The sequence below is a fragment of the Drancourtella massiliensis genome, from assembly GCF_016900655.1.
GTDB classification, from domain to species: domain Bacteria; phylum Bacillota; class Clostridia; order Lachnospirales; family Lachnospiraceae; genus Sellimonas; species Sellimonas catena.
The window spans coordinates 93,276-113,243 of record NZ_JACJKH010000010.1; the positions used below are offsets into that span (position 1 = coordinate 93,276).

The window sequence follows — 19,968 nt, forward strand, 5'->3', positions numbered from 1 at the left end:
ATGGGAAGATGAAACAGATCATTACATGTGCAATTGCAGGACTTGGAAACAGGGGAAATGATATCTATGGAAATTACCAGTTTGTAAGCCCGGAAGAAATGAAGGTTACAGCTGTTGCCGAACCACAGGAAGAAAAACGCGAAGCAGCCAGAATGCGATACGGCCTGCCGGAGAACAGATGCTTTTCGTCCGCGGAGGAAATGCTGGCGTAGCCAAAACTTGCCGATGTGATGGTGATTGCGACACAGGACCGGTAGCATGTAGAGCAGGCGGTAAATGCGATTAAAAAGGGATATCACGTACTCTGCGAAAAACCAATCTCACCGGATCCGGAGGAATGCAGGCGTCTTCAGAAGGCAGCGCATGAATATCAGAGAATTGTCGCAGTTGGGCATGTACTCCGTTATACGCCATTTTATTCAAAGATTAAGGAACTGATTGCAGGCGGAGCTATTGGGGAAGTTGTTTCAATTCAGGCGATGGAGCAGGTTACCTACTGGCATCAGGCTCACAGTTATGTGAGAGGGAACTGGAGAAGGACAGACGAGACGAGTCCGATGATTCTTGCAAAGAGCTGTCATGATCTGGATATTTTTGTCTGGCTCCTTGGGAAACAGTGCAAAAAAGTTTCTTCTTATGGAGGGCTGTATCTCTTCAGGCCGGAAAAGGCACCGGAGGGCGCTGCAAAGCGATGCCTGGACGGATGCCTGGCGAAAGCTGACTGTCCGTATGATGCAGAGAAGATTTATATTACAAATGAACGCACAGGAATCCGGACTGTAGTCCGGGAAGGAAAGACCGGAGATGCAGCCTGGCCGTGTTGTGTGCTGACGCCGAATGACCTTTCGGAGGCAGCAGTACGGAAGGCACTTGAAACCGGACCTTACGGCAGATGCGTTTATGCATGCGATAACGATGTAGTTGACCATCAGGTCGTCAACATGGAATTTGAAGATGGAATTACGGTAGATTTCCAGATGACAGCCTTTACGGGAGAGGGTGGGCGGACCATCCATATCTGCGGAACAAAAGGAGACATCAAAGGAAATCTGGGAAAGAATAAAGTAATACTGACACAATTTGGAAGGACACCGGTAAGCTTTGAGGTCGCAGAAGGCGACATGAGCGGACATGCCGGAGGTGATAATCGTCTCAACCTTCTTGTCAAGCTTCAGAGAGAACTTGGCCTGACTTACCTGTTTATTGCACACGATCTGTCTATGGTGAAACATATTTCCGACCGTGTCGGCGTTATGTATATGGGACATATCGTTGAACTTGCGTCAAGTAAAGAGTTGTACGCAAACCCGCAGCACCCATACACAAAAGCACTTCTGAGCGCGATTCCGATCCCGAATCCGGAGAAGGAGAAAAACAAGGTTGTGCTCCCGCTCGAAGGAGAAGTGGGAAGCCCGATCAACTGCGGTCCGGGATGCCGATTCGCAAGCAGATGCAAATATGCTACAGAAAGGTGCAAAAACGAAACACCGGTATTAAAAGAGATCGAAAAAGAACACTTCGCAGCATGCCATCTGTTCGACTAAGGACGGACAGATGGGGCTGCAAAACCCCGACGGGAGCAGTGAAAGCTGCTCCTTTTTCTATGATAAAAAGACAAGGGATAGATTTTTTCCCGATGCGGGCTTATAATAAAGGCATAGAATTCCTCTGTATATGGAGGAAGAATATGGCGAAAAAGAAAACATTACAGGAATTGACAATCAAGGACAATTTTCTTTTCGGAGCAGTCATGGTGAATGAAGAGAACTGCAAAGAATTTCTGGAGAATATGCAGAGATTCCTAATACTTATGTGATCTTTGTATGCGATTTTGACCCATTTGGAGAGGCAAAATATCGATACAGTTTCCAGAATATATGTAAAGAAGTGCCAGACATCCAGTTACCGGACGGCAGAAAAATCATCTATTTGAGCACCTGCGGAAAGAATCCGGCGGAAGTTCCGGAAAAGCTGGTGAAATTTCTTGCGTTTGTAAAAGCAGATTTAAAAGAAAGTCAGAATAACTTTGCAGATTCATATGTACAGAAGCTACAGGAATTTATCGTGGATGTGAAGAAAAGCCGGGAAATGGAGGCGAGGTTTATGATTCTGGAAGAGATGCTGAGAGACGAAAGGAACGCCGGAAAAACAGAAGGAGTAAAGTACACTTTACTGGAAACTATAAATGCCTATGGAGAAATTCCTTCCGAACTTCAGGAAAAAATTGAAAAAGAAACAGATCTGGAAGTTTTGAAAAGCTGGTTTCAGACAGCGCTTCGAGCGGGATCTGTTGAGGCATTTGAAGAGGCAATTCAGAGCAGATAATCAGCGGTCATTCTGAGCCGCAAAAGAGATTCATTTTTGACTGTCGGTATCACAGTGAATTCATAGCTGCATATCGACAGTCTCAGATCTATGTTACATATCAAAATTGCCGAATCGGCAAAGATTCAATTAATGATACAGAGGAATTCTATTTCAATTTAAAAGCGAATTGAGTTTTCCGAAAAAGGGTATTATGATAAAAGAGGAGGAAAACTGCAAAAGAATCGGAGGTACTTGAATATGGCGAAGACAAGAAATATGTATGACGTGATTATTATCGGGGCAGGACCGTCAGGTATTTTCTGCGCGTACGAGCTGATGCAGAAAAGGCCGGATCTGAAGGTTCTGATGCTGGAAAAAGGACGTTCGATTGAAAAACGGACATGCCCAAAGAGAAAGACGAAAGTCTGCATGGGGTGTAAGCCTTGTTCCATCACGACAGGATTTGCAGGAGCAGGAGCATTTTCCGACGGGAAACTTTCTCTCTCTCCGGAAGTCGGAGGGACTCTTCCGGACATTTTAGGTTATGAAAAAGCGGAAGAGCTGATCCGGGAGGCGGACAGCATTTATCTGAAATTCGGAGCAGATGAAAAGGTTTACGGTCTGGATGATATGCAGGCGATCGAGGACATCCGTGCAAAATCCATCCGTGCAAATCTGAAATTGATTGAGTGCCCGATCCGGCATCTTGGTACAGAAGAAGGATACAAGATTTATACAAGACTTCAGAAGCATCTGGAGGAAACTAATGTAGAAATCCGGTTTATGACGATGGTTCAGGATATTCTTATAGAGGATGGAAAAGCAGTCGGAGTGGTCACAGAGAAAGGAGAAACCTTCTATGCGCCGGAGATCGTTGCAGGCGTCGGCAGGGAAGGCTCTGAATGGTTTTCGCATATCTGTCAGGAACATGGAATTGAAACGCAGAATGGAACGGTTGATGTGGGGGTACGTGTAGAGGTCCGGGATGAGATTATGAAAGAGCTAAATGAAAAGCTCTATGAAGCGAAGCTTGTCTACTATACACCGACATTTGACGATAAGGTGCGTGTATTCTGTACAAATCCATCCGGAGAAGTAGCGACAGAATACTATGAAGGCGGACTTGCGGTTGTGAACGGGCACGCCTATAAATCAAAAGATATGAAGACAAAGAATACAAATTTCGCTCTTCTGGTGTCAAAGAACTTTACCGAACCGTTTAAAACTCCGATTGAGTACGGAAAACACATTGCGCAGCTTGGGAATATGCTCTGTGATGGAAAAATTCTCGTTCAGAGATACGGGGATTTCCGGCGCGGCAGAAGAACAACATCAGAGCGTCTCGTAAGAAACAACCTGATTCCGACTTTGAAAGATGCAGTGCCGGGAGACCTTTCATTGGTATTCCCGCACAGAATCATGGTTGATATTGATGAAATGATCAAAGCCCTTGATAAGGTGACTCCGGGAATTGCAAGTGATGAGACACTGCTCTATGGAGTGGAAGTCAAATTTTACTCCAATAAGGTTGTAACGGACAAAGAATTTGAGACAAATATAAAAGGCCTCCGTGCAATGGGAGACGGAGCAGCCATTACAAGAGGCCTTCAGCAGGCATCGGCTAACGGCCTTTATACAGCAAGGTGTATTCTGAACAAGATGGAACAGGCGGAGGAGTGATCGCATGAGGCAGGACGGCAGGCCGGTGGTGATGAATTTTACTGGCATTTATGAGAAAGAGACATTTTACCGGAGCGAAAAAATCTGCTGGATCGACTGCAGAGATATCCACGGGACAAACTGCTACTGTGATGAACAGGCGGAGCAGATTCTGGAAGAGCGGATAAGGAAACTTCCGCCGGAAGGGATTCACTTTATTGACTCCGGAAATTATCACTATATGACAAAACTTTGGACCGATAAGATCAGGGAGCCGTTTGTCCTTATTTTAATCGATCATCATCCGGATGCCCAGCCATCTCTGTTTGAAAATCTGCTTTCCTGCGGATGCTGGGCTGCGCGGGTGCTGGACGAAAATCCGCATGTAAGAAAGATCGTTCTGCTTGGAGCGGAAGAGGAACTTGTAAAAAGTCTTCCGGAAAAATACAAAGACAGAATTGCCGCCTACAATGAAGAGGCTGTGGTGCATGACCGCATCTGGGAGGAATTCCGGAAGAAACATATTGAAGTGCCGGTGTATCTTACGATCGACAAGGATATTCTGGATCCTTCGCAGGTGAAGACAAACTGGAATCAGGGGAAAATGAAACTTGCGGATTTGAAAAAGGTAATTTATCAGATTCTGCTTCATGAGCAGGTGATAGGTGTAGATATCTGTGGAGAATGTACCGGTTCTATTCTGGAAGAAGCAGGCAGGAAGGAAATGGAACAGGACGACCGGATTAATGGTAGTTTACTTCATCTGCTGGAATGCTGAGAGAAATTTGCAATTCATGCCTTATTTATAATGGAAAAAAATGTTATACTATATATAAATAGGTAACGAAAGGGATTGATTGAGCAAAGAAAGGCGTGAGCGCATGTTTAAAGTTGGAGAGTATGTTGTATATGGTCATAATGGCGTCTGTCGGATCACAAAGATCGGGCCGCTGGAGACAGTGGCAAAAGATAAGGACAGGCTGTATTATACCCTGATTCCCTTTGGGGAGACGGGAAGTACAGTATTTGCTCCCGTAGACAGCCAGAAGATACCGATGAGAAAGATTATCAGTAAAGAGGAGGCTCTGTTGCTGATTGAGGAAATGAAGGAAATTGCGGTACTTGGGATTACGGAAGAGCGGAAGCGTGAAGAGACTTATAAAAACGCACTTAAGACATGCGACTGCAAAAAGCTGGTCAGTCTGATTAAGACCATCTATCGCAGAAAGCAGGAACGGGAAGCACAGGGGAAACATCTGACAGCGGCGGACAGCCGGTATTTCCGGACAGCGGAACATGTGCTTTATGATGAGCTGGCTGCGGCTCTGGAGATCGAGAGCGGTAAGGTGAAAGATTTTATTTCGGAAAAATTAGGTGAAGAATAGTCCCGCGTTTTACACGCATTTAACGAAACAGGCGGGGTGAATTTAACCGTGTTCTCTTATACTGATAAGAAATTGTATGAAAAGAGAGCACGAATCATGGAAAAAACAATTACATTTTTTGTAAACCGGTCAACACCGGCAAAACTGGAAGAAACGATCACAATATCCAAGGCAATGAAACGAATGACAATCACTTCAAAAACAGACTGGGCCGGATATATTGTGATCAGAGATGAAAAGAACAGGATCCGGCTTTTACGTATGTGCGGATACGGAGAGGAAGACTTTACGATTGCACGACATGCTTCCCACACGTCTCCGGGCGGCGTCCCGGGACCTGTTGGAGCAGGCAGATGGAAAATCTGCCTGTATCTTTTTCCGGAATTTTTCGAGACGATTCCAGAAGGTGAGACGATACCGCTGCGGATCTGCATCAGCGGAGAAAAGGGAGAATTGCAGGAAACAATGGGATCAAAAGTCTGGGTTGACCGGCATTATCGCGAGCAGTTATGGCTTGGATATTTTAACAGCAAGGAGTTTTACAGCAACAGGACAGGGTGGTATCTCGGAGCTCTTCATACACGTACCCGGATGTCCGGCGGGGAAAATACGATCCGGGAGGCTGTAAAGAGAGCGAAAGCAGATGGCGTCGATGTCTATGTCACGACAGAGAGAAATGTGGTGGCGACAGGTTGGAAGGACAGCTCCGTCATGACAGTCCCGGGCGTGGAACTTACATCCTGTTTCGGAGACATAGGATTGATCGGAATTGATAAGATGCCGGAACGTCTGGAAGAACTGATAGAGAGCAGAGGGACAAAAGAGAGCGGACAGTATCTTTATGAGACAGTTCGGGAAGCGGTAAAGAGAGGATGGATTCTGAATCTGGAACATCCGTTTCAGAAAGGAAGCGAATGGAAAGAGGATGCCATTCCGGTTTCGTCACTGACCTGTATGGAAATCGGAAAAAGTATGGAAGAATTCGCGAAAACATCGGTACTTCTGGACAGGTTATGGGGAGAAGGATACCGGATCTGGGCGACAAAAGAAAAAGAAACTCTGATACATTGCGAGGCACTTACACCGGAAATCTTTCTGGAAAATATTAAAAAAGGTCATATGGTTCTGGCGGAAAACAGGAATTCAGAACTGAACATACGGTCAGAAGGAGAAGAGTATCTTCCGGGAGATGAACTTCCGGAACAGAACAGGAAGATTGATATTCGCATTTACATTGAATCAGCCAGGAAGCCGGAAGTTTATATCATACATAACGGAGAGAGAATCCGTATGGACGTGGTACAGACAGAGAGCGGGTGGAAAGCAGAAGAGAAAATCCGGTTCCGCAAAGGAGAGTGGAACTGGGCGAGAGTTGAGGCATTCCATCCGGAGAAAGGCCTGCTGTTTTACAGTAATCCGGTATGGCAGGGGAATAAAGAAACTTTGTGATTAACATTCATAGATAAAAACAGTAAAAATAAAAGAACAGTTTGTTCTCAGGCACTGGGAGCAGGCTGTTTTTTTGTTTAACAGGAAACTTTGTTCCCTGTTAAATAAAAACGCTTCGCGGGATGCGCACTCGCGCAAAGCAGAAGCTTGCCTCTAAAGCGACCACGCTCGGTGCAAGAGTTCCGCAAGCGCAACTCTTTGTTATGGAAACAGGCAATATTTCTAATTGGATCATAATTATAGAAAAAACAAATAAGAAAAAAGGAAGTTATAGAAAATGTGCGAAACATACAAAAATAAAAATTGAGTTTGTAGAATAATCATGATGAAAATTTTGCGATAAAAGTTAAAATGAAGAGGTATGTAAAATATTAATTATGAAAGAGTGGAGTAAGTGCGATGTTCAAAGTAAGTTATTTTATGGAAGTGCTTCCTGTTATAGCGAGCAAGGTAAACGTTACTTTTGAGCTTACGATTGCGGCAACGATTTTTGCACTTCTGGTAGGTGTGGTGATTGCGGTCATAGGCTATTATAAAGTACCTGTTTTAAGCCAGCTTACCAGAGTGTATGTTTCGGTTATGAGAGGAACACCGGTTGTGGCACAGCTGTATTTTTTCTATTATGGAATTGCGCTGTACAGCAACTTTGTAAAAAATATGACACCTTTGGTGGCGGTAGCGGTAGTTATGAGTTTGAATATGGGGGCTTTTATGTCAGAAAGCATCCGTGGTGCACTTCTTTCTGTAGATGAAGGACAAAAAGAAGCTGCATATTCTCTGGGAATGACCAATCTTCAGCTGGTGGTCCGTATTATTATTCCACAGGCTGTGCGGATTGCGCTGCCTCCGCTTTTTAACGATGTCATCAATCTTATTAAAATGACATCACTGGCATTTATGATCGGCGTGCCGGATATTATGGGAGCCGCCAAGATTGAAGGAGCCAAAACATTCCGTTATTTTGAAATTTATGCGGCGGTTATGCTGATTTACTGGATTATTGTTTTTATACTTGGAATTGTTCACAAGTTCCTGGAGAAAAAATGCGCAAGTATGTATTAATATTCAGCTGTTTTATGGGATCTTAAACGGAGTGCCGTTGAGATAAACATGATACTTAGAAAGAAAAGGAGTAATGATTATGAAAAAACGTGTATTAGCAGCAATAATGGCAGCGATGATGGTGGTTCTTACGGCAGGCGGCTGTGGGGACGGATCGGGTTCTGATTCAGATTCCAATAAATCCTCTGATCAGAAAGCGAATGATAAAAAAACAGTAACTGTTGTAACGGCCGGAACTGGAGAACCGTATTCCCTTTTGGCAGATGATGGATCATGGACAGGGATTGATTCCGATATGTGGGCCGAAATTGAGGAACGGACAGGGTGGAATGTAGAAGTAAAACAGGCTGCATTCGACGCAATGTGGGGAGAACTGGATACAGAACGTGCAGACGTTGTTGCAAACTGTACAGCTGTGACAGACGAAAGAATGGAGAAATATAATGCGACAATCCCATATTATGGTGATGCACAGTGTATTATCGTAAATAATGAGAACGAAGATCTTCAGACAGTTGAGGACTTGAAAGGTCTGACTGTAGGATGTACTAATGGACAGGCGGCACAGAACATTATTCAGGGCCTCGCAGAGCAGTATGGATTTACAGTCACTCTTTATGAAGACAGCGCAGTAGGAATGAACGATCTGATGCTTGACAGAATCGATGCTTATGCGAATACGACTACAAACGTAAACCAGTTTATGCATAATAACGAAGAGGCTGATTTCCGTTTCTTTGATGAAAAGCTTTTGGCGAATAATGTTGCCTATTTCCTTCCGAAAACAGATGAAGGAAAGGAACTCTGTGATGAATTAAACGGTCTGATTCAGGAAATGCTGGATGACGGAACCATTGCGGAGATCACAGAAAAATGGATGTATGCAGACATGACACAGTTGATTCAGGAAGAGTAATATGATGGAGAAAGAAAAACAACTTGTAAAAATTGAACACCTTTATAAAGAATTTGACAGTGATACAAAAGTACTGAAGGATATCAACCTGACAATCAATAAAAATGAAGTGATTGCAATCCTTGGACCGTCCGGAACCGGAAAATCCACACTGCTTCGGTGCCTGAATTATTTGACTGAACCGACATCAGGAGTTATTTCCATCAGTGATGTTACAGTAGATGCCGCGCATCACACGAAGAAGGAGATTTTGGAACTTCGCAAACATTCTTCTATGGTATTTCAGAGCTACAATCTTTTCAAAAATAAGACAGCTCTGGAAAATGTAATGGAAGCATTGACACAGGTTCAGAAGAAACCAAAGGCCGAAGCGGAAAAAATTGCCCTGGAATTATTAGGAAAAGTAGGAATGCTGGAAAGGAAGGATTTCTATCCTTCAAAACTCTCCGGCGGTCAGCAGCAGAGGGTAGGAATTGCAAGAGCACTGGCGGTTAATCCGAATGTTCTTCTGTTTGATGAGCCGACTTCTGCACTGGATCCCGAACTGGTAGGTGAGGTACTAAATACGATTAAAAAACTTGCGGAAGAAGGCACGACTATGATTCTGGTGACACATGAGGTAGGGTTTGCCAGAGAGGTAGCTACCCGCGTCCTCTTTATGGATGGAGGGCAGATTGCTGCGGATGGAACACCGGAGGAAATTATTGATCACCCGGAAAATCCGAGGATTCGGCAGTTCCTGAATTTTGTAAATCGAAAGTAGATAGAGAGATGGCCTGCACGGATCTGGTGCAGGTCTTTTTCTAAAAGAGGAGGACTGACAGTGGAAGAAAAATTATTTGAAAAAAGTCCTGACATGGAAGAAAGGATCAAATATCTGGCGGAGAAGGAGGAACAGACACTCATACGGATCCGGAGAGAGCTGCATAAGGTGCCGGAAACAGGAGTGTATCTTCCGAAGACGTATGAAATTATCCGAAGAGAACTTCAGAAGATTCCGGGGGTGGAAGTAATCGAACATGCGGCGGAAGGATACGGACTGATTGGAATTATGCGTGGTAAACTTCCCGATGGGAAAACCGTACTTTTGAGAGCTGATATCGATGCACTGCCGGTAGAGGAGCCGGAAGGACTTCCATATCGTTCAGAACATCCGGGATGTATGCACGCATGCGGTCATGACGGCCATGCGGCCTGGCTCATTGGAGCTGCCAGAATTCTCTCAGACATCCGGGACAACTGGGGCGGATGTGTTAAGTTTGTGTTTCAGCCCGGGGAAGAGGTCGGAAAGGGAGCAACAGCATTGATTGAAAAAGATCAGGTGCTGGAAAACCCAAAAGTAGACATGGCATTTGCGGCGCATGGATGGCCGTCTGTGGAAAGCGGGAAAATAGGAATCGCGAGAAGATACGCATTCGGATGTGTGGGAGGATTTTCTATAAAAATCATGGGGAAAAAGGGGCATGCTTCCTGGCCGGAAGAGACAGTAGATCCGATTGCCGCTGCCATTGAGATTTACCAGCATATGCCGTCTGTTCTGACAAAAAAAATATCCGGAACAGAAGCAAAAGTCTTTTCTGTAACCTATATGCAGGCTGGAGACGTGAAAATCCACAATGTGATTCCGGAGACATGTGAATTTGGTGGCACAATGCGTGCGGCGAATATGGATGTATTAAAGAGAATGGGGAAAGAACTGGAAAAAGAAGTCAGGGCAGTCTGCCATGTGGCAGGTGCAGAATATAAGGCGGATATCCGGATACATGGAGGAGCTGTGCACAATGCGGTAGATCTGTTGGAAGGAACTGAGAAAACAGCAAAAGGAATTCTTGGAGAAGATAAAGTGTATTTTATTGAGCATGACCATCTGGGAGGAGAAAATTTTTCTGAATTCAGCAGCCGCGTTCCGGCTGTCTACCTTTTTATCGGAATTCGGCCCAAAGAAAAAGAACAGATTCCGGGACTTCACAGCGCGGAGTATCGGTTTGATGATCACGTTTTAAAAGGAGCAGCGGGAGTATTTGCGGCACTTGGCTACTATGGGTGCATGGGCATTCTACAAAAACAAGAGAAGGGTACAGGTACAGAAGAGTGGAAGAAATAAAATATGTAGACAGAAGAAATACGAATTGTAATAAATGGGATGGACAAAGCAATATGTTCGGAGAGGAAGGACTTCACGCCATGTGGGTGGCGGATATGGATTTTCAGGTCCCTCAGTGTGTGATAAATGCGCTGCGGAAGTATGTAGATCAGGGGGTATACGGATACTATAAAATTCCGGATTCCTATTATCAGGCTTTCATAGACTGGGAAGAAAAACGGCACCATTTCAGAGTAGACAAAGAATGGATCAGGTTTTCTCCGGGTGTGGTTGCCGGTTTCCATTGGCTTGTTCAGATACTAACTCAGCCGGGGGAAGCCGTGATTGTTCATACGCCGGTATATTACCCGTTTTTAAATGCAGTGAAAAATAACAACAGGACACTGATCTGCTCGGATCTGATCACTAATCAAGGGAAATACACGATTAATTACGAGGATTTTGAGAATAAAATTGTAGATAACAAGGTAAAGCTATTTATCCTTTGTTCGCCACACAATCCTGCCGGGCGTGTGTGGAAGAAAGAAGAACTGGCAAGGCTGTTTAAGATATGCAAAAAGTACGGGGTCTATATTATCTCGGATGAAATTCATCAGGACTTGATTTTTGATGGCAGCAGACATATTCCGTCTCTGTCTGTTGAAGGGTATCAGGATCATATGATTATGCTGGCTGCCCCATCAAAAACATTCAATCTGGCAGCCGGACAGAATTCGCTTGTAATTATTCCGGATGAAAAGCTTCGAAATCTGTGGGATCAGTACACGACGGCAAACCGTGTCATTTCCGGGAATGCCTTCGGCTATATTGCGGCACAGGCAGCGTATGAAGGCGGGGAAACATGGCTCGAAGATGTTCTCAAAAAAATATGGGATAACTATCAGTATGTAAAAAATGAGCTTGCCCGGAAACTTCCGGATGCGGTTGTGACACCGCTGGAAGGGACCTATTTGTGCTGGATTGATCTTGGGGCTTATGTCAGCAGAGAGAATATGAAAGAGCTGATTCAAGGGAAATGTCGCATAGCTGTAGATTATGGAGACTGGTTTGGCGGAGAACGGTTCGGAACATATATCCGGATGAATCTTGCGACTTCCATGGAAAATGTAGAAAAAGGTGTGGATGCACTGGTTTTAAATCTTATCTGATGCATGAAAAATACATGGATTTAAAGGCTGATAGAAGCGCTCTATGGATTTCGTGGAAAAATTCAATTTGACATTCCGGGGCAGTACATTACATAATATTCCGCAAATGGAGTGAGAAACATGTATGACATTAATGACTGTTATAAGATTATTTTTGAAGCAATGGCTGAAAATCTGTCCCTGAATAATATAGCAGAACGGATTTACAGATATACGAAACAAGGAGTCGTATTTATTTCAGGGAGCGGACGGTTGATGGCAAGTGCCGGATTTGGAGGGGATAAGAACTCATTTTCCTTTTTTCGGAAAGAACATTTGTCATGGAACGGATACGAACTGTTTTTTGTAAAAAAGAAGGTCGGAAAAAGCACTCTTTATACAGAACCGATTTATGATAAAAAGAAAGTATCAGGATATGTGCTGCTCATATGCGAGGATATGAAAGACGGAGAGTTTTTTGAGAAACTGGGGCGGTTTTTAGCAAAAATCGTAGAACGTTTTTTTGCGCAGGAACAGAAAAGGTATCTGTATAATCAGTCTCTTCGAAGACATATTATTGCATGGGCAATGATGGAAGACGATATCGATACCGGGCAGGTAAAAGAATTGCAAGGCGGAAAGTATATGGCGGTCCTGTTTTTAAAAAGGGGGAATACTGCTGCCGGTCTTTCCGGATTTTTAAGAGACAATGGAAGTTCCGCATATGTATATGAGAATGAATGGGAAGTCCGGGTATTGTTCTGTAAACTGACGGACAGGAGTGCAGGGAGAATCCGGAAAAGAATGGATGAATGTCAGCTTACCGGCTGTGTGAGCGAGCTTTTTTCGGACTGGCATCTCTGCAGAGCAAAACAGCATCTTCTGGCACGTATCATACGGTCCGGCAAGTCTGTACCGGGAGAACAGGGAATCAGACAGGAAAAGGAATGGTTTATTCCGGGAATATACAGTTATGCGACTCCTTTAATTGAGGAGGCCGGACTGATGGACTACTCCATTCAGCGGCTGCTGGAAGAAGATGAAGAAAAACATACGGGACTTTATCATACGCTAAAAGTATATCTGATATGTGAAAATAATATTACACTGGCAGCCAAAAAACTTCATATTCACAGAAACACACTTGTATACAGATTGAAACAGATTGAAAAATGTCTGGAAGTGGATTTGAATGACACCGAAAATTCATGGGATTTATTAGCGTTCATCATGATGCATGATATGGTAAGGCGTAAAACAGGAGAAAGAAAAGAACGATGAAAGTAATTCAGAATTTACCGGAAATATTTGAAGAATTTGGAGAACAGAGACGAAAGGCGTTTCTGGAAATCAAAGAATATAAAGATAAAAATATCCCAGTAGTAGGAATGTATTGCGCATATTTTCCGACAGAACTTGCGATGGCAGTAGGAGCGATTCCGGTAGGACTGTGCTCCTATGCTAACGAGACAGTAGCGGCAGCAGAGAGAGATCTGCCTAAAAGTATCTGTCCTCTCGTCAAATCCAGTTATGGATTTGCGGTGGAAGATAAATGTCCCTTTTTTCATTTCGCGGATCTTGTAATCGGCGAGACAACGTGTGATGGAAAGAAAAAAATGTTTGAAATGATGTCTGAATTCAAACCTGTCTATGTAATGGAGCTGCCAAACAGCCAGTCTGAGCGGGGAGTGAAATTCTGGAGAGAAGAGATCGTCCGGACAAAAGAGTATTTTGAAGAGTTCTTTCATGTCGTGATAACGGAGCAAATGCTCAGGGATGCTGTTCATCTGAATAATCGCATCCGTACTGCTCTCAAAAATCTTTGTGATGTGATGAAACTGGATCCTGCTCCGGTTACAGGAGAGGATATTCAGAAAATGGTACAGGGCAGTAAATACCGATTTGATTTTTCTTCTACTCCCGAGGTGGTAAATGGAGTGCACGATAAGATTTTGGAGGAATATAAACAGGGTAAGCATCTGGAAAAACGACCGAGGATTCTTGTGACCGGCTGTCCGATCGGGGGAGACAGTATGAAAGTTATCCGCGAAATAGAGGAAAATGGCGGTGTAGTAGTTGCGATAGAAAACTGCAGCGGAGTCAGGACACTGGGGACCATGGTCGATGAGAATGCGGAGGATATTTATGAAGCAATTGCCCGGAAATATCTTTCCACCGGGTGCTCCATCATGACACCAAATGATCATCGTATCGATTTGATTGGAAAAATTATTGATGAGTATCATGTAGACGGAGTAGTTGAAATGATTCTGACCGGATGCCATTCGACAGGAGTAGAATCATTTTATATTCGAAAATTTGTAAACGAGGAGAAACATCTACCGTATCTGGCTGTGGAGACCGATTACTCTCAGGCGGATACAGCGCAGATCTCTACCAGAATGGCGGCCTTCCTTGAAATGATTCAGCCGGAGCGCAGAGAGACCACCGAAATGAAAGCAAATTTTGATATTAATTACTGCTATAAAATCATACTGGAAGGAATTGTAAAAAGAAAGTCTCGCAGGGAAATTCTGGAAGAAATATGGAGATATACCGGGGTTGCGCTATGTGTGTCGGATCCTGGTAATCAGGAAGTATTTTGTATAGGTGAAAAACCGGCAGATTTGAAAAGCTGCATAAGAGAGCTGCCGGAAGGAGGAAAAATAACAGGATATCTGACTTCGGAAACGGATAAAGAAAAAGTAGAAGAACTGCTGGATGTTATCATACAAAGCTATCGTGTGGACTGTGAAAGAGACAGAAACGAAGAAGAACGCCCTGACTTTATCTGGATTCTCACGGATATGGAGGAAAATGCGGATCAGATTTTCAGGATGCTGAATGAAGAACAGGACCTTTTTTTGAAAGTGCAGAGGGAAGGCAAAAAGGAACTGTTTATTTCCGGAACTGACGGAAAAGAAGATAGGGACAGGATGACTGCGAAAGTAAAAGAACTGATGAAAGAAAGGGATGGTAAAATCCTAATAGGAAACGGATTTCAGACCTTTGAGAGCAAAGAAAAGAACAGGGAACTACAAAGGTACGTATTTTCTATTATAAAAAGTAAAAAAGAACGCAGGAAAGTCTGTCTCGTGGAGGACTATTATCACGATCTGGCAGTTACTTACATTGGAAAAAGAATCGAAAAAGAAAATCTGTACGTAGATGAGCTGGAGTGTGTGGAAAAGGAGGACAAAGAAAAAGGGAAAGATCTGTATGAAACACTGTACTGGTACCTGAAGATGAAAAGAAATGCCGCCCAGACGGCAGCAAAACTCAGAATTCATCGAAATACGCTGATGCCGAGAATTGTCCAGCTGAATGATATGATTGGAATTGACGATAAAGACGGTGCAGAATGCGAGAGACTTCTGATGGTTATGGAAATGAAAAAAGTAAAAAACATGTAAGTTAGGAAAACAGACAGAAATTGTGAGGAAACTGTAAATAAATAAGGAAAAGACTTGACTTCATGCTTGGCCATGTGATATTCTGATATGGCGAATGGAAGTATAGGTCTTTTTTTTATGCCTAAAATCAGGCAGCTTCGCAAACTGCCGCGTAACCAGTAAAAAAGAAGTAAAAAAAAGCGAGGTGGAAGTTGTGCGTACAAGAATTACATTAGAATGTACAGAATGTAAGCAGCGTAATTACAACATGACAAAGGATAAGAAAACTCATCCGGAGCGCATGGAAACAAAGAAATACTGCAGATTCTGCAGAACTCACACAGTACACAAAGAAACGAAATAGTCGTTTGAGAAGGAGCGGATGTTATGGGCGATTCTAAAACGAAAGCAAAGAAGCCTTCCAAAATCAAAGGCTTGAAAGCAGAGTTTAAGAAAATTATCTGGCCAGACAAGAAGACTCTTGCAAAACAAACGGTGGCAGTTGTCTCTGTTACTGTAATCTTGGGAGCGATTATCTCGGTAGTCGATGCGCTTCTAACATTCGGAATCGATTTCTTGGTTCGCTAAGAAACTGATGACCTGACAGTAAGAAAGGTGATTAATATGTCAACGGCAAAATGGTATGTAGTTCATACTTATTCAGGGTATGAAAATAAGGTAAAAGCCAACATTGATAAGACAATCGAAAACAGACACCTGGAAGACCAGATTCTGGAAGTCAGGGTTCCGATGCAGGACGTAGTGGAGCTCAAAAACGGAGTTCAGAAAGCTGCCCAGAGAAAGCTGTTTCCGGGCTATGTACTGATTCATATGATTATGAATGACGACACCTGGTATGTTGTACGTAATACACGGGGCGTAACCGGGTTCGTAGGACCGGGATCCAAGCCGGTACCGCTCACAGATGAGGAAATGGCGCCGCTTGGAATCAAGAAAGAAGATATTGTTGTGGACTTTGAGGTAGGCGATACAGTCAGCGTCGTATCAGGCGCATGGGCTGACACTGTTGGAGTCATTCAGGCGATCAATACGCCAAAGCAGAGTGTTACAATCAATGTTGAGTTATTTGGCCGTGAAACACCGGTTGAGATCGGTTTTTCAGATGTCAAGAAAATGTAACGTAAATGAAGTGGGAGGGAAATCCCCGCAAATACCACAAGGAGGTACAATATAATGGCTAAAAAAGTAGAAGGTTATATCAAATTACAGATTCCTGCTGGAAAGGCAACACCGGCTCCTCCGGTTGGTCCTGCTCTTGGTCAGCACGGAGTTAACATCGTAGAATTTACAAAGCAGTTCAACGCAAGAACAGCTGATCAGGGAGATCTGATCATCCCTGTAGTTATCACAGTTTACAATGACAGAAGCTTCAGCTTCATCACAAAGACACCGCCGGCAGCAGTTCTGATCAAAAAAGCCTGCAACATCAAATCCGGATCTGGTGTTCCGAACAAAACAAAAGTAGCTACGATCACAAAAGCTCAGGTTCAGGAAATCGCTGAACTCAAAATGCCAGACTTAAACGCTGCAAGCGTAGAATCTGCTATGAGCATGATCGCTGGTACATGCAGAAGCATGGGTGTTACAGTAGTTGACTAATTGTAAACGTTAGAAATGTGGGAGGGCTCGCTCCCGATATTACCACTAGGAGGTTATAAGATGAAAAGAGGAAAGAAATATATCGAAGCTTCTAAACTGATTGAAAGAGGAAATCTTTACGACAGAGATGAAGCAATCGCATTAGTTAAAAAAGCTGCAACAGCTAAATTTGACGAGACAATCGAAGTTCATATCAGAACAGGCTGTGACGGACGTCACGCAGATCAGCAGATCCGTGGTGCGGTAGTACTTCCGCACGGAACAGGTAAAAAGGTTCGTATCCTTGTATTTGCAAAAGACGCTAAAGCTGAAGAAGCAAAAGCTGCCGGAGCAGATTACGTTGGAGCAGAAGATCTGATCCCGAGAATCCAGAACGAAAACTGGTTTGACTACGACGTAGTTGTAGCTACACCGGATATGATGGGTGTAGTCGGACGTCTGGGACGTGTACTCGGACCAAAAGGATTAATGCCGAACCCGAAGGCTGGTACAGTAACAATGGACGTTACAAAAGCCATCCAGGACATTAAAGCTGGTAAGATTGAATACAGATTGGACAAGACAAACATTATCCATGTACCGGTTGGAAAAGCTTCCTTCACAGAAGAACAGTTAGCGGACAACTTCCAGACGCTTATTGATGCAATCAACAAAGCAAGACCGGCAGCTGTAAAAGGTCAGTACCTGAAGAGTGTAACAATCACATCTACAATGGGACCTGGCGTAAAAGTAAATCCGGCTAAATTAGCTTAATCAGATTTGCGTAGATAAAGGGGAATCCTGCAAAAGCAGGATTCCTTTTTGTTATACAATTCTATAACTGAAATCAATTTGCGGTTTTATTTTAAAGATTTTATAATAGAATTATAGAGTCCACCTAACCACGGACCTGGCAGCTGATGGATTGTTTATAGTAGGAAGAAAGAAGGTAACAAAATGATTTACAAAGATTTTCAAGGTTTGAAACTGTCTGCCCTTGGACTTGGTACAATGCGTCTTCCAGTGATTGATGGAGACGATGCCAGAATCGATGAGAAGGCAACAGAGGAAATGGTGGCTTATGCGATGGAGCATGGTGTCAACTACTATGATACTGCATGGGGATATCATAATGGAAACTCCGAACTGGTTACAGGAAAGATGTTAAGCAAATATCCAAGGGAAAGCTTTTATCTTGCTACGAAGTTCCCAGGTTACGATCTTTCCAACATGGACAAAATAGAAGAGATTTTTGAAAAGCAGCTGGAAAAATGTCAGGTAGAGTATTTTGATTTTTATTTGTTCCACAATGTGTGCGAGATGAATATCGATGCCTATCTGGATCGTTCTAATGGAATCTACGAATATCTGATGAAACAGAAAGAAAACGGACGGATCCGTCATTTGGGATTCTCTGCACATGGAAGCTATGATGTCATGAAGAGATTTCTGGAAGCATATGGAGAGTGCATGGAGTTCTGCCAGATCCAGCTCAACTATCTTGACTGGTCATTCCAGGACGCCAAGGCGAAAGTAGAACTGCTGAAAGAATACAAGCTTCCGGTCTGGGTTATGGAGCCGCTCAGAGGAGGAAAACTTGCCAAACTGAAAGACAGTGAAGAAGAAATATTAAAATCCATGCGGCCGGATGAAGGAATCCCGGCATGGGCTTTCCGTTTCCTTCAGTCTATTCCGGAAGTGACGATGACCCTGTCCGGTATGTCCAACATGGAACAGCTTCAGGATAATATCCGTACCTTTGAGACGGAAAAACCGCTTTCCAACGAAGAGATGGATAAGCTGTTGTCTGTGGCAAACAGAATGCTGGACGGTACACTTCCTTGTACCGCATGCCATTATTGTGTCAGCCACTGTCCACAAGGTCTTGATATCCCGAACCTGTTAAGCCTGTACAATGAACACAGCTTTACAGGAGGCGGCTTCATTGCGCCAATGGCACTGAGTGCCGTTCCGGAAGACAAACAGCCGGGCGCCTGCATCGGATGCAGAAGCTGCGAAGCAGTCTGCCCGCAGCAGATCAAAATTTCCGAGGCAATGGCAGACTTTTCGGCAAGACTGAAAGCATAAAGAAGAGAATGAAAAACCGGGAGAAATGCACGCTCATCTTGTGAATTTCTTCCGGTTTTTGAAATATGCCAAATCGTCTCTACATTACAATAAAAATTTTCGGAACTCCTCTGCTGTTGTCCCATACTCCTCTGCGGCCTGTTCCAAAGTCAGCAAATGTTTACGGTACAGATTGACCAGCAGTTCTTTCTTTTCCAAGGCTTTACCCTCTTCCATGCCGGCGATTTTGCCATCTTCCCAGCTTTCCCGCCGAAGATCTTCCTCATATTTTTCCTGATCAAATTCTTCCAGGATCACATCGCTCACCTCCGCGCTGTTTTGTTCCAGGAATTCTTTCAGGATATCCTTTTCAATACAGCTTTTCTGCGCTTCCCGGACCGCTGTTTCTATGGCAAGCCCCTGTTTCTGGTTTTCTCTTACTTCGTTTATAAAGTAGGAGTATTCCCATAGAACCTTACAGCTTTCGAGAAGTTCCTGATTATGCCCAAGATTGATGTTGAGCATCAGTGCCCGGCATTCCAGTGCCGCCTGTTCCGTAAACGCAGATTTCATAAAGGAATCTGAAAGGTTTAATTCCCGGTATTCCGATTCTTCGCTTTGTCCATTATAGAATACCACATATACCGGTACGGGTAAAGGAATCCGTCGGGTGCTGTAAAGATTCAGCCCGTGTTTCTTGATATAGTTCTGGTAAATGCGTGCCATATAAAACAGGCCGCGGATCGGCATATTTGGATTCAGGGTGCTTTGATGTTCGTACAGATTCAGGGTACTGGAAAAGAGAAAAGATACGTCATTTTTCATTCCTACATAGATGACGTCTTCCAGAGTGGTGATTTCAAGATCTTCTTCGTTCGTATAGGAAGAGTGGTTTAATGCG

22 protein-coding genes and 1 pseudogene are annotated in these 19,968 nt (G+C 43.7%); 22 read left to right on the forward strand and 1 reads right to left on the reverse strand.

Annotation, left to right across the window (positions count from 1 at the left end):
* The first annotated feature begins 8 nt into the window (after window positions 1-8).
* From H6A32_RS07355 to H6A32_RS07455, 22 genes and pseudogenes are all read left to right on the forward strand, one after another.
* The gene (locus tag H6A32_RS07355) at window positions 9-212 is read left to right on the forward strand and encodes a hypothetical protein (protein ID WP_204864024.1); all 204 of its coding nucleotides are present in this window, start codon (window positions 9-11) and stop codon (window positions 210-212) included.
* Between the two features lie 57 nt (window positions 213-269).
* A pseudogene (locus tag H6A32_RS16665) lies at window positions 270-383 on the forward strand (Gfo/Idh/MocA family oxidoreductase); the annotation flags it as partial.
* Window positions 384-425: 42 nt separating this feature from the next.
* Window positions 426-1,544 carry an oligopeptide/dipeptide ABC transporter ATP-binding protein gene (locus tag H6A32_RS16670; RefSeq protein WP_430749578.1) on the forward strand — a complete coding sequence of 373 codons (1,119 nt, stop codon included), beginning with the start codon at window positions 426-428 and terminating at the stop codon, window positions 1,542-1,544.
* Between the two features lie 143 nt (window positions 1,545-1,687).
* Window positions 1,688-1,816 (forward strand): hypothetical protein, encoded by a 129-nt coding sequence (locus H6A32_RS16850; RefSeq protein WP_330677541.1) that lies wholly within the window; start codon window positions 1,688-1,690, stop codon window positions 1,814-1,816.
* On the forward strand, window positions 1,813-2,325 hold the full coding sequence (locus H6A32_RS07370; RefSeq protein WP_343284029.1) for a hypothetical protein: 513 nt from the start codon (window positions 1,813-1,815) through the stop codon (window positions 2,323-2,325). Before H6A32_RS16850 ends, H6A32_RS07370 begins: the two co-directional genes overlap by 4 nt.
* 213 nt (window positions 2,326-2,538) lie before the next feature.
* The gene (locus tag H6A32_RS07375; RefSeq protein ID WP_430749579.1) at window positions 2,539-3,987 is read left to right on the forward strand and encodes an NAD(P)/FAD-dependent oxidoreductase; all 1,449 of its coding nucleotides are present in this window, start codon (window positions 2,539-2,541) and stop codon (window positions 3,985-3,987) included.
* Window positions 3,988-3,991: 4 nt separating this feature from the next.
* Window positions 3,992-4,744 carry an arginase family protein gene (locus H6A32_RS07380; RefSeq protein ID WP_087166666.1) on the forward strand — a complete coding sequence of 251 codons (753 nt, stop codon included), beginning with the start codon at window positions 3,992-3,994 and terminating at the stop codon, window positions 4,742-4,744.
* A gap of 103 nt (window positions 4,745-4,847) precedes the next feature.
* Window positions 4,848-5,351: a CarD family transcriptional regulator gene (locus tag H6A32_RS07385; protein ID WP_087166667.1), complete on the forward strand. Its 504-nt coding sequence runs from the start codon at window positions 4,848-4,850 to the stop codon at window positions 5,349-5,351.
* Between the two features lie 96 nt (window positions 5,352-5,447).
* Entirely contained in the window at window positions 5,448-6,800 is a 1,353-nt protein-coding gene (locus H6A32_RS07390; RefSeq protein ID WP_204864025.1) for a hypothetical protein, read from the forward strand.
* 399 nt (window positions 6,801-7,199) lie between these two features.
* Entirely contained in the window at window positions 7,200-7,862 is a 663-nt protein-coding gene (locus H6A32_RS07395) for an amino acid ABC transporter permease (RefSeq protein WP_087166670.1), read from the forward strand.
* A gap of 79 nt (window positions 7,863-7,941) precedes the next feature.
* On the forward strand, window positions 7,942-8,778 hold the full coding sequence (locus H6A32_RS07400; protein ID WP_087166671.1) for a transporter substrate-binding domain-containing protein: 837 nt from the start codon (window positions 7,942-7,944) through the stop codon (window positions 8,776-8,778).
* A 1-nt stretch (window position 8,779) separates the two neighbouring features.
* On the forward strand, window positions 8,780-9,541 hold the full coding sequence (locus H6A32_RS07405) for an amino acid ABC transporter ATP-binding protein (RefSeq protein ID WP_330680088.1): 762 nt from the start codon (window positions 8,780-8,782) through the stop codon (window positions 9,539-9,541).
* 60 nt (window positions 9,542-9,601) lie between these two features.
* A complete protein-coding gene (locus H6A32_RS07410) occupies window positions 9,602-10,882 on the forward strand; it encodes a M20 metallopeptidase family protein (protein WP_087251807.1) in 1,281 nt (426 codons plus the stop codon).
* Window positions 10,870-12,030 (forward strand): MalY/PatB family protein, encoded by a 1,161-nt coding sequence (locus H6A32_RS07415; protein WP_191434931.1) that lies wholly within the window; start codon window positions 10,870-10,872, stop codon window positions 12,028-12,030. Before H6A32_RS07410 ends, H6A32_RS07415 begins: the two co-directional genes overlap by 13 nt.
* 120 nt (window positions 12,031-12,150) lie before the next feature.
* Window positions 12,151-13,290, forward strand: a complete 1,140-nt coding sequence (locus H6A32_RS07420; RefSeq protein ID WP_204864026.1) for a helix-turn-helix domain-containing protein — start codon at window positions 12,151-12,153, stop codon at window positions 13,288-13,290.
* Window positions 13,287-15,422: a double-cubane-cluster-containing anaerobic reductase gene (locus tag H6A32_RS16855; protein WP_204864027.1), complete on the forward strand. Its 2,136-nt coding sequence runs from the start codon at window positions 13,287-13,289 to the stop codon at window positions 15,420-15,422. The genes H6A32_RS07420 and H6A32_RS16855 overlap by 4 nt, the downstream gene beginning before the upstream one ends.
* Before the next feature lie 193 nt (window positions 15,423-15,615).
* Window positions 15,616-15,765, forward strand: a complete 150-nt coding sequence (rpmG, locus tag H6A32_RS07430; protein WP_087166676.1) for a 50S ribosomal protein L33 — start codon at window positions 15,616-15,618, stop codon at window positions 15,763-15,765.
* A gap of 23 nt (window positions 15,766-15,788) precedes the next feature.
* A complete protein-coding gene (gene secE, locus H6A32_RS07435; protein ID WP_087166677.1) occupies window positions 15,789-15,989 on the forward strand; it encodes a preprotein translocase subunit SecE in 201 nt (66 codons plus the stop codon).
* Between the two features lie 36 nt (window positions 15,990-16,025).
* Entirely contained in the window at window positions 16,026-16,541 is a 516-nt protein-coding gene (gene nusG, locus H6A32_RS07440; protein WP_087166678.1) for a transcription termination/antitermination protein NusG, read from the forward strand.
* A 54-nt stretch (window positions 16,542-16,595) separates the two neighbouring features.
* Entirely contained in the window at window positions 16,596-17,021 is a 426-nt protein-coding gene (rplK, locus tag H6A32_RS07445; RefSeq protein ID WP_204864028.1) for a 50S ribosomal protein L11, read from the forward strand.
* Between the two features lie 60 nt (window positions 17,022-17,081).
* On the forward strand, window positions 17,082-17,774 hold the full coding sequence (gene rplA / locus H6A32_RS07450) for a 50S ribosomal protein L1 (protein ID WP_087166679.1): 693 nt from the start codon (window positions 17,082-17,084) through the stop codon (window positions 17,772-17,774).
* A gap of 183 nt (window positions 17,775-17,957) precedes the next feature.
* Window positions 17,958-19,088, forward strand: a complete 1,131-nt coding sequence (locus H6A32_RS07455) for an aldo/keto reductase (protein WP_204864029.1) — start codon at window positions 17,958-17,960, stop codon at window positions 19,086-19,088.
* An 84-nt stretch (window positions 19,089-19,172) separates the two neighbouring features.
* Here the strand turns inward: H6A32_RS07455 and H6A32_RS07460 are convergent.
* On the reverse strand, window positions 19,173-19,968 hold a 796-nt coding region (locus H6A32_RS07460; RefSeq protein WP_204864030.1), incomplete at its 5' end, for an Rpn family recombination-promoting nuclease/putative transposase.

Excerpts from the sequence above, each read along its gene's own strand:
- H6A32_RS07455 (WP_204864029.1), top strand. The coding sequence starts at position 17,958 with ATGATTTACAAAGATTTTCAAGGTTTGAAACTGTCTGCCCTTGGACTT.
- secE (WP_087166677.1), top strand. The coding sequence starts at position 15,789 with ATGGGCGATTCTAAAACGAAAGCAAAGAAGCCTTCCAAAATCAAAGGC.
- H6A32_RS07420 (WP_204864026.1), top strand. The coding sequence starts at position 12,151 with ATGTATGACATTAATGACTGTTATAAGATTATTTTTGAAGCAATGGCT.
- H6A32_RS07385 (WP_087166667.1), top strand. The coding sequence starts at position 4,848 with ATGTTTAAAGTTGGAGAGTATGTTGTATATGGTCATAATGGCGTCTGT.
- rplK (WP_204864028.1), top strand. The coding sequence starts at position 16,596 with ATGGCTAAAAAAGTAGAAGGTTATATCAAATTACAGATTCCTGCTGGA.
- H6A32_RS07395 (WP_087166670.1), top strand. The coding sequence starts at position 7,200 with ATGTTCAAAGTAAGTTATTTTATGGAAGTGCTTCCTGTTATAGCGAGC.
- H6A32_RS16855 (WP_204864027.1), top strand. The coding sequence starts at position 13,287 with ATGAAAGTAATTCAGAATTTACCGGAAATATTTGAAGAATTTGGAGAA.
- H6A32_RS07390 (WP_204864025.1), top strand. The coding sequence starts at position 5,448 with ATGGAAAAAACAATTACATTTTTTGTAAACCGGTCAACACCGGCAAAA.
- nusG (WP_087166678.1), top strand. The coding sequence starts at position 16,026 with ATGTCAACGGCAAAATGGTATGTAGTTCATACTTATTCAGGGTATGAA.
- H6A32_RS07380 (WP_087166666.1), top strand. The coding sequence starts at position 3,992 with ATGAGGCAGGACGGCAGGCCGGTGGTGATGAATTTTACTGGCATTTAT.
- H6A32_RS07405 (WP_330680088.1), top strand. The coding sequence starts at position 8,780 with ATGATGGAGAAAGAAAAACAACTTGTAAAAATTGAACACCTTTATAAA.
- H6A32_RS07355 (WP_204864024.1), top strand. The coding sequence starts at position 9 with ATGAAACAGATCATTACATGTGCAATTGCAGGACTTGGAAACAGGGGA.
- H6A32_RS16850 (WP_330677541.1), top strand. The coding sequence starts at position 1,688 with ATGGCGAAAAAGAAAACATTACAGGAATTGACAATCAAGGACAATTTT.
- H6A32_RS07400 (WP_087166671.1), top strand. The coding sequence starts at position 7,942 with ATGAAAAAACGTGTATTAGCAGCAATAATGGCAGCGATGATGGTGGTT.
- rplA (WP_087166679.1), top strand. The coding sequence starts at position 17,082 with ATGAAAAGAGGAAAGAAATATATCGAAGCTTCTAAACTGATTGAAAGA.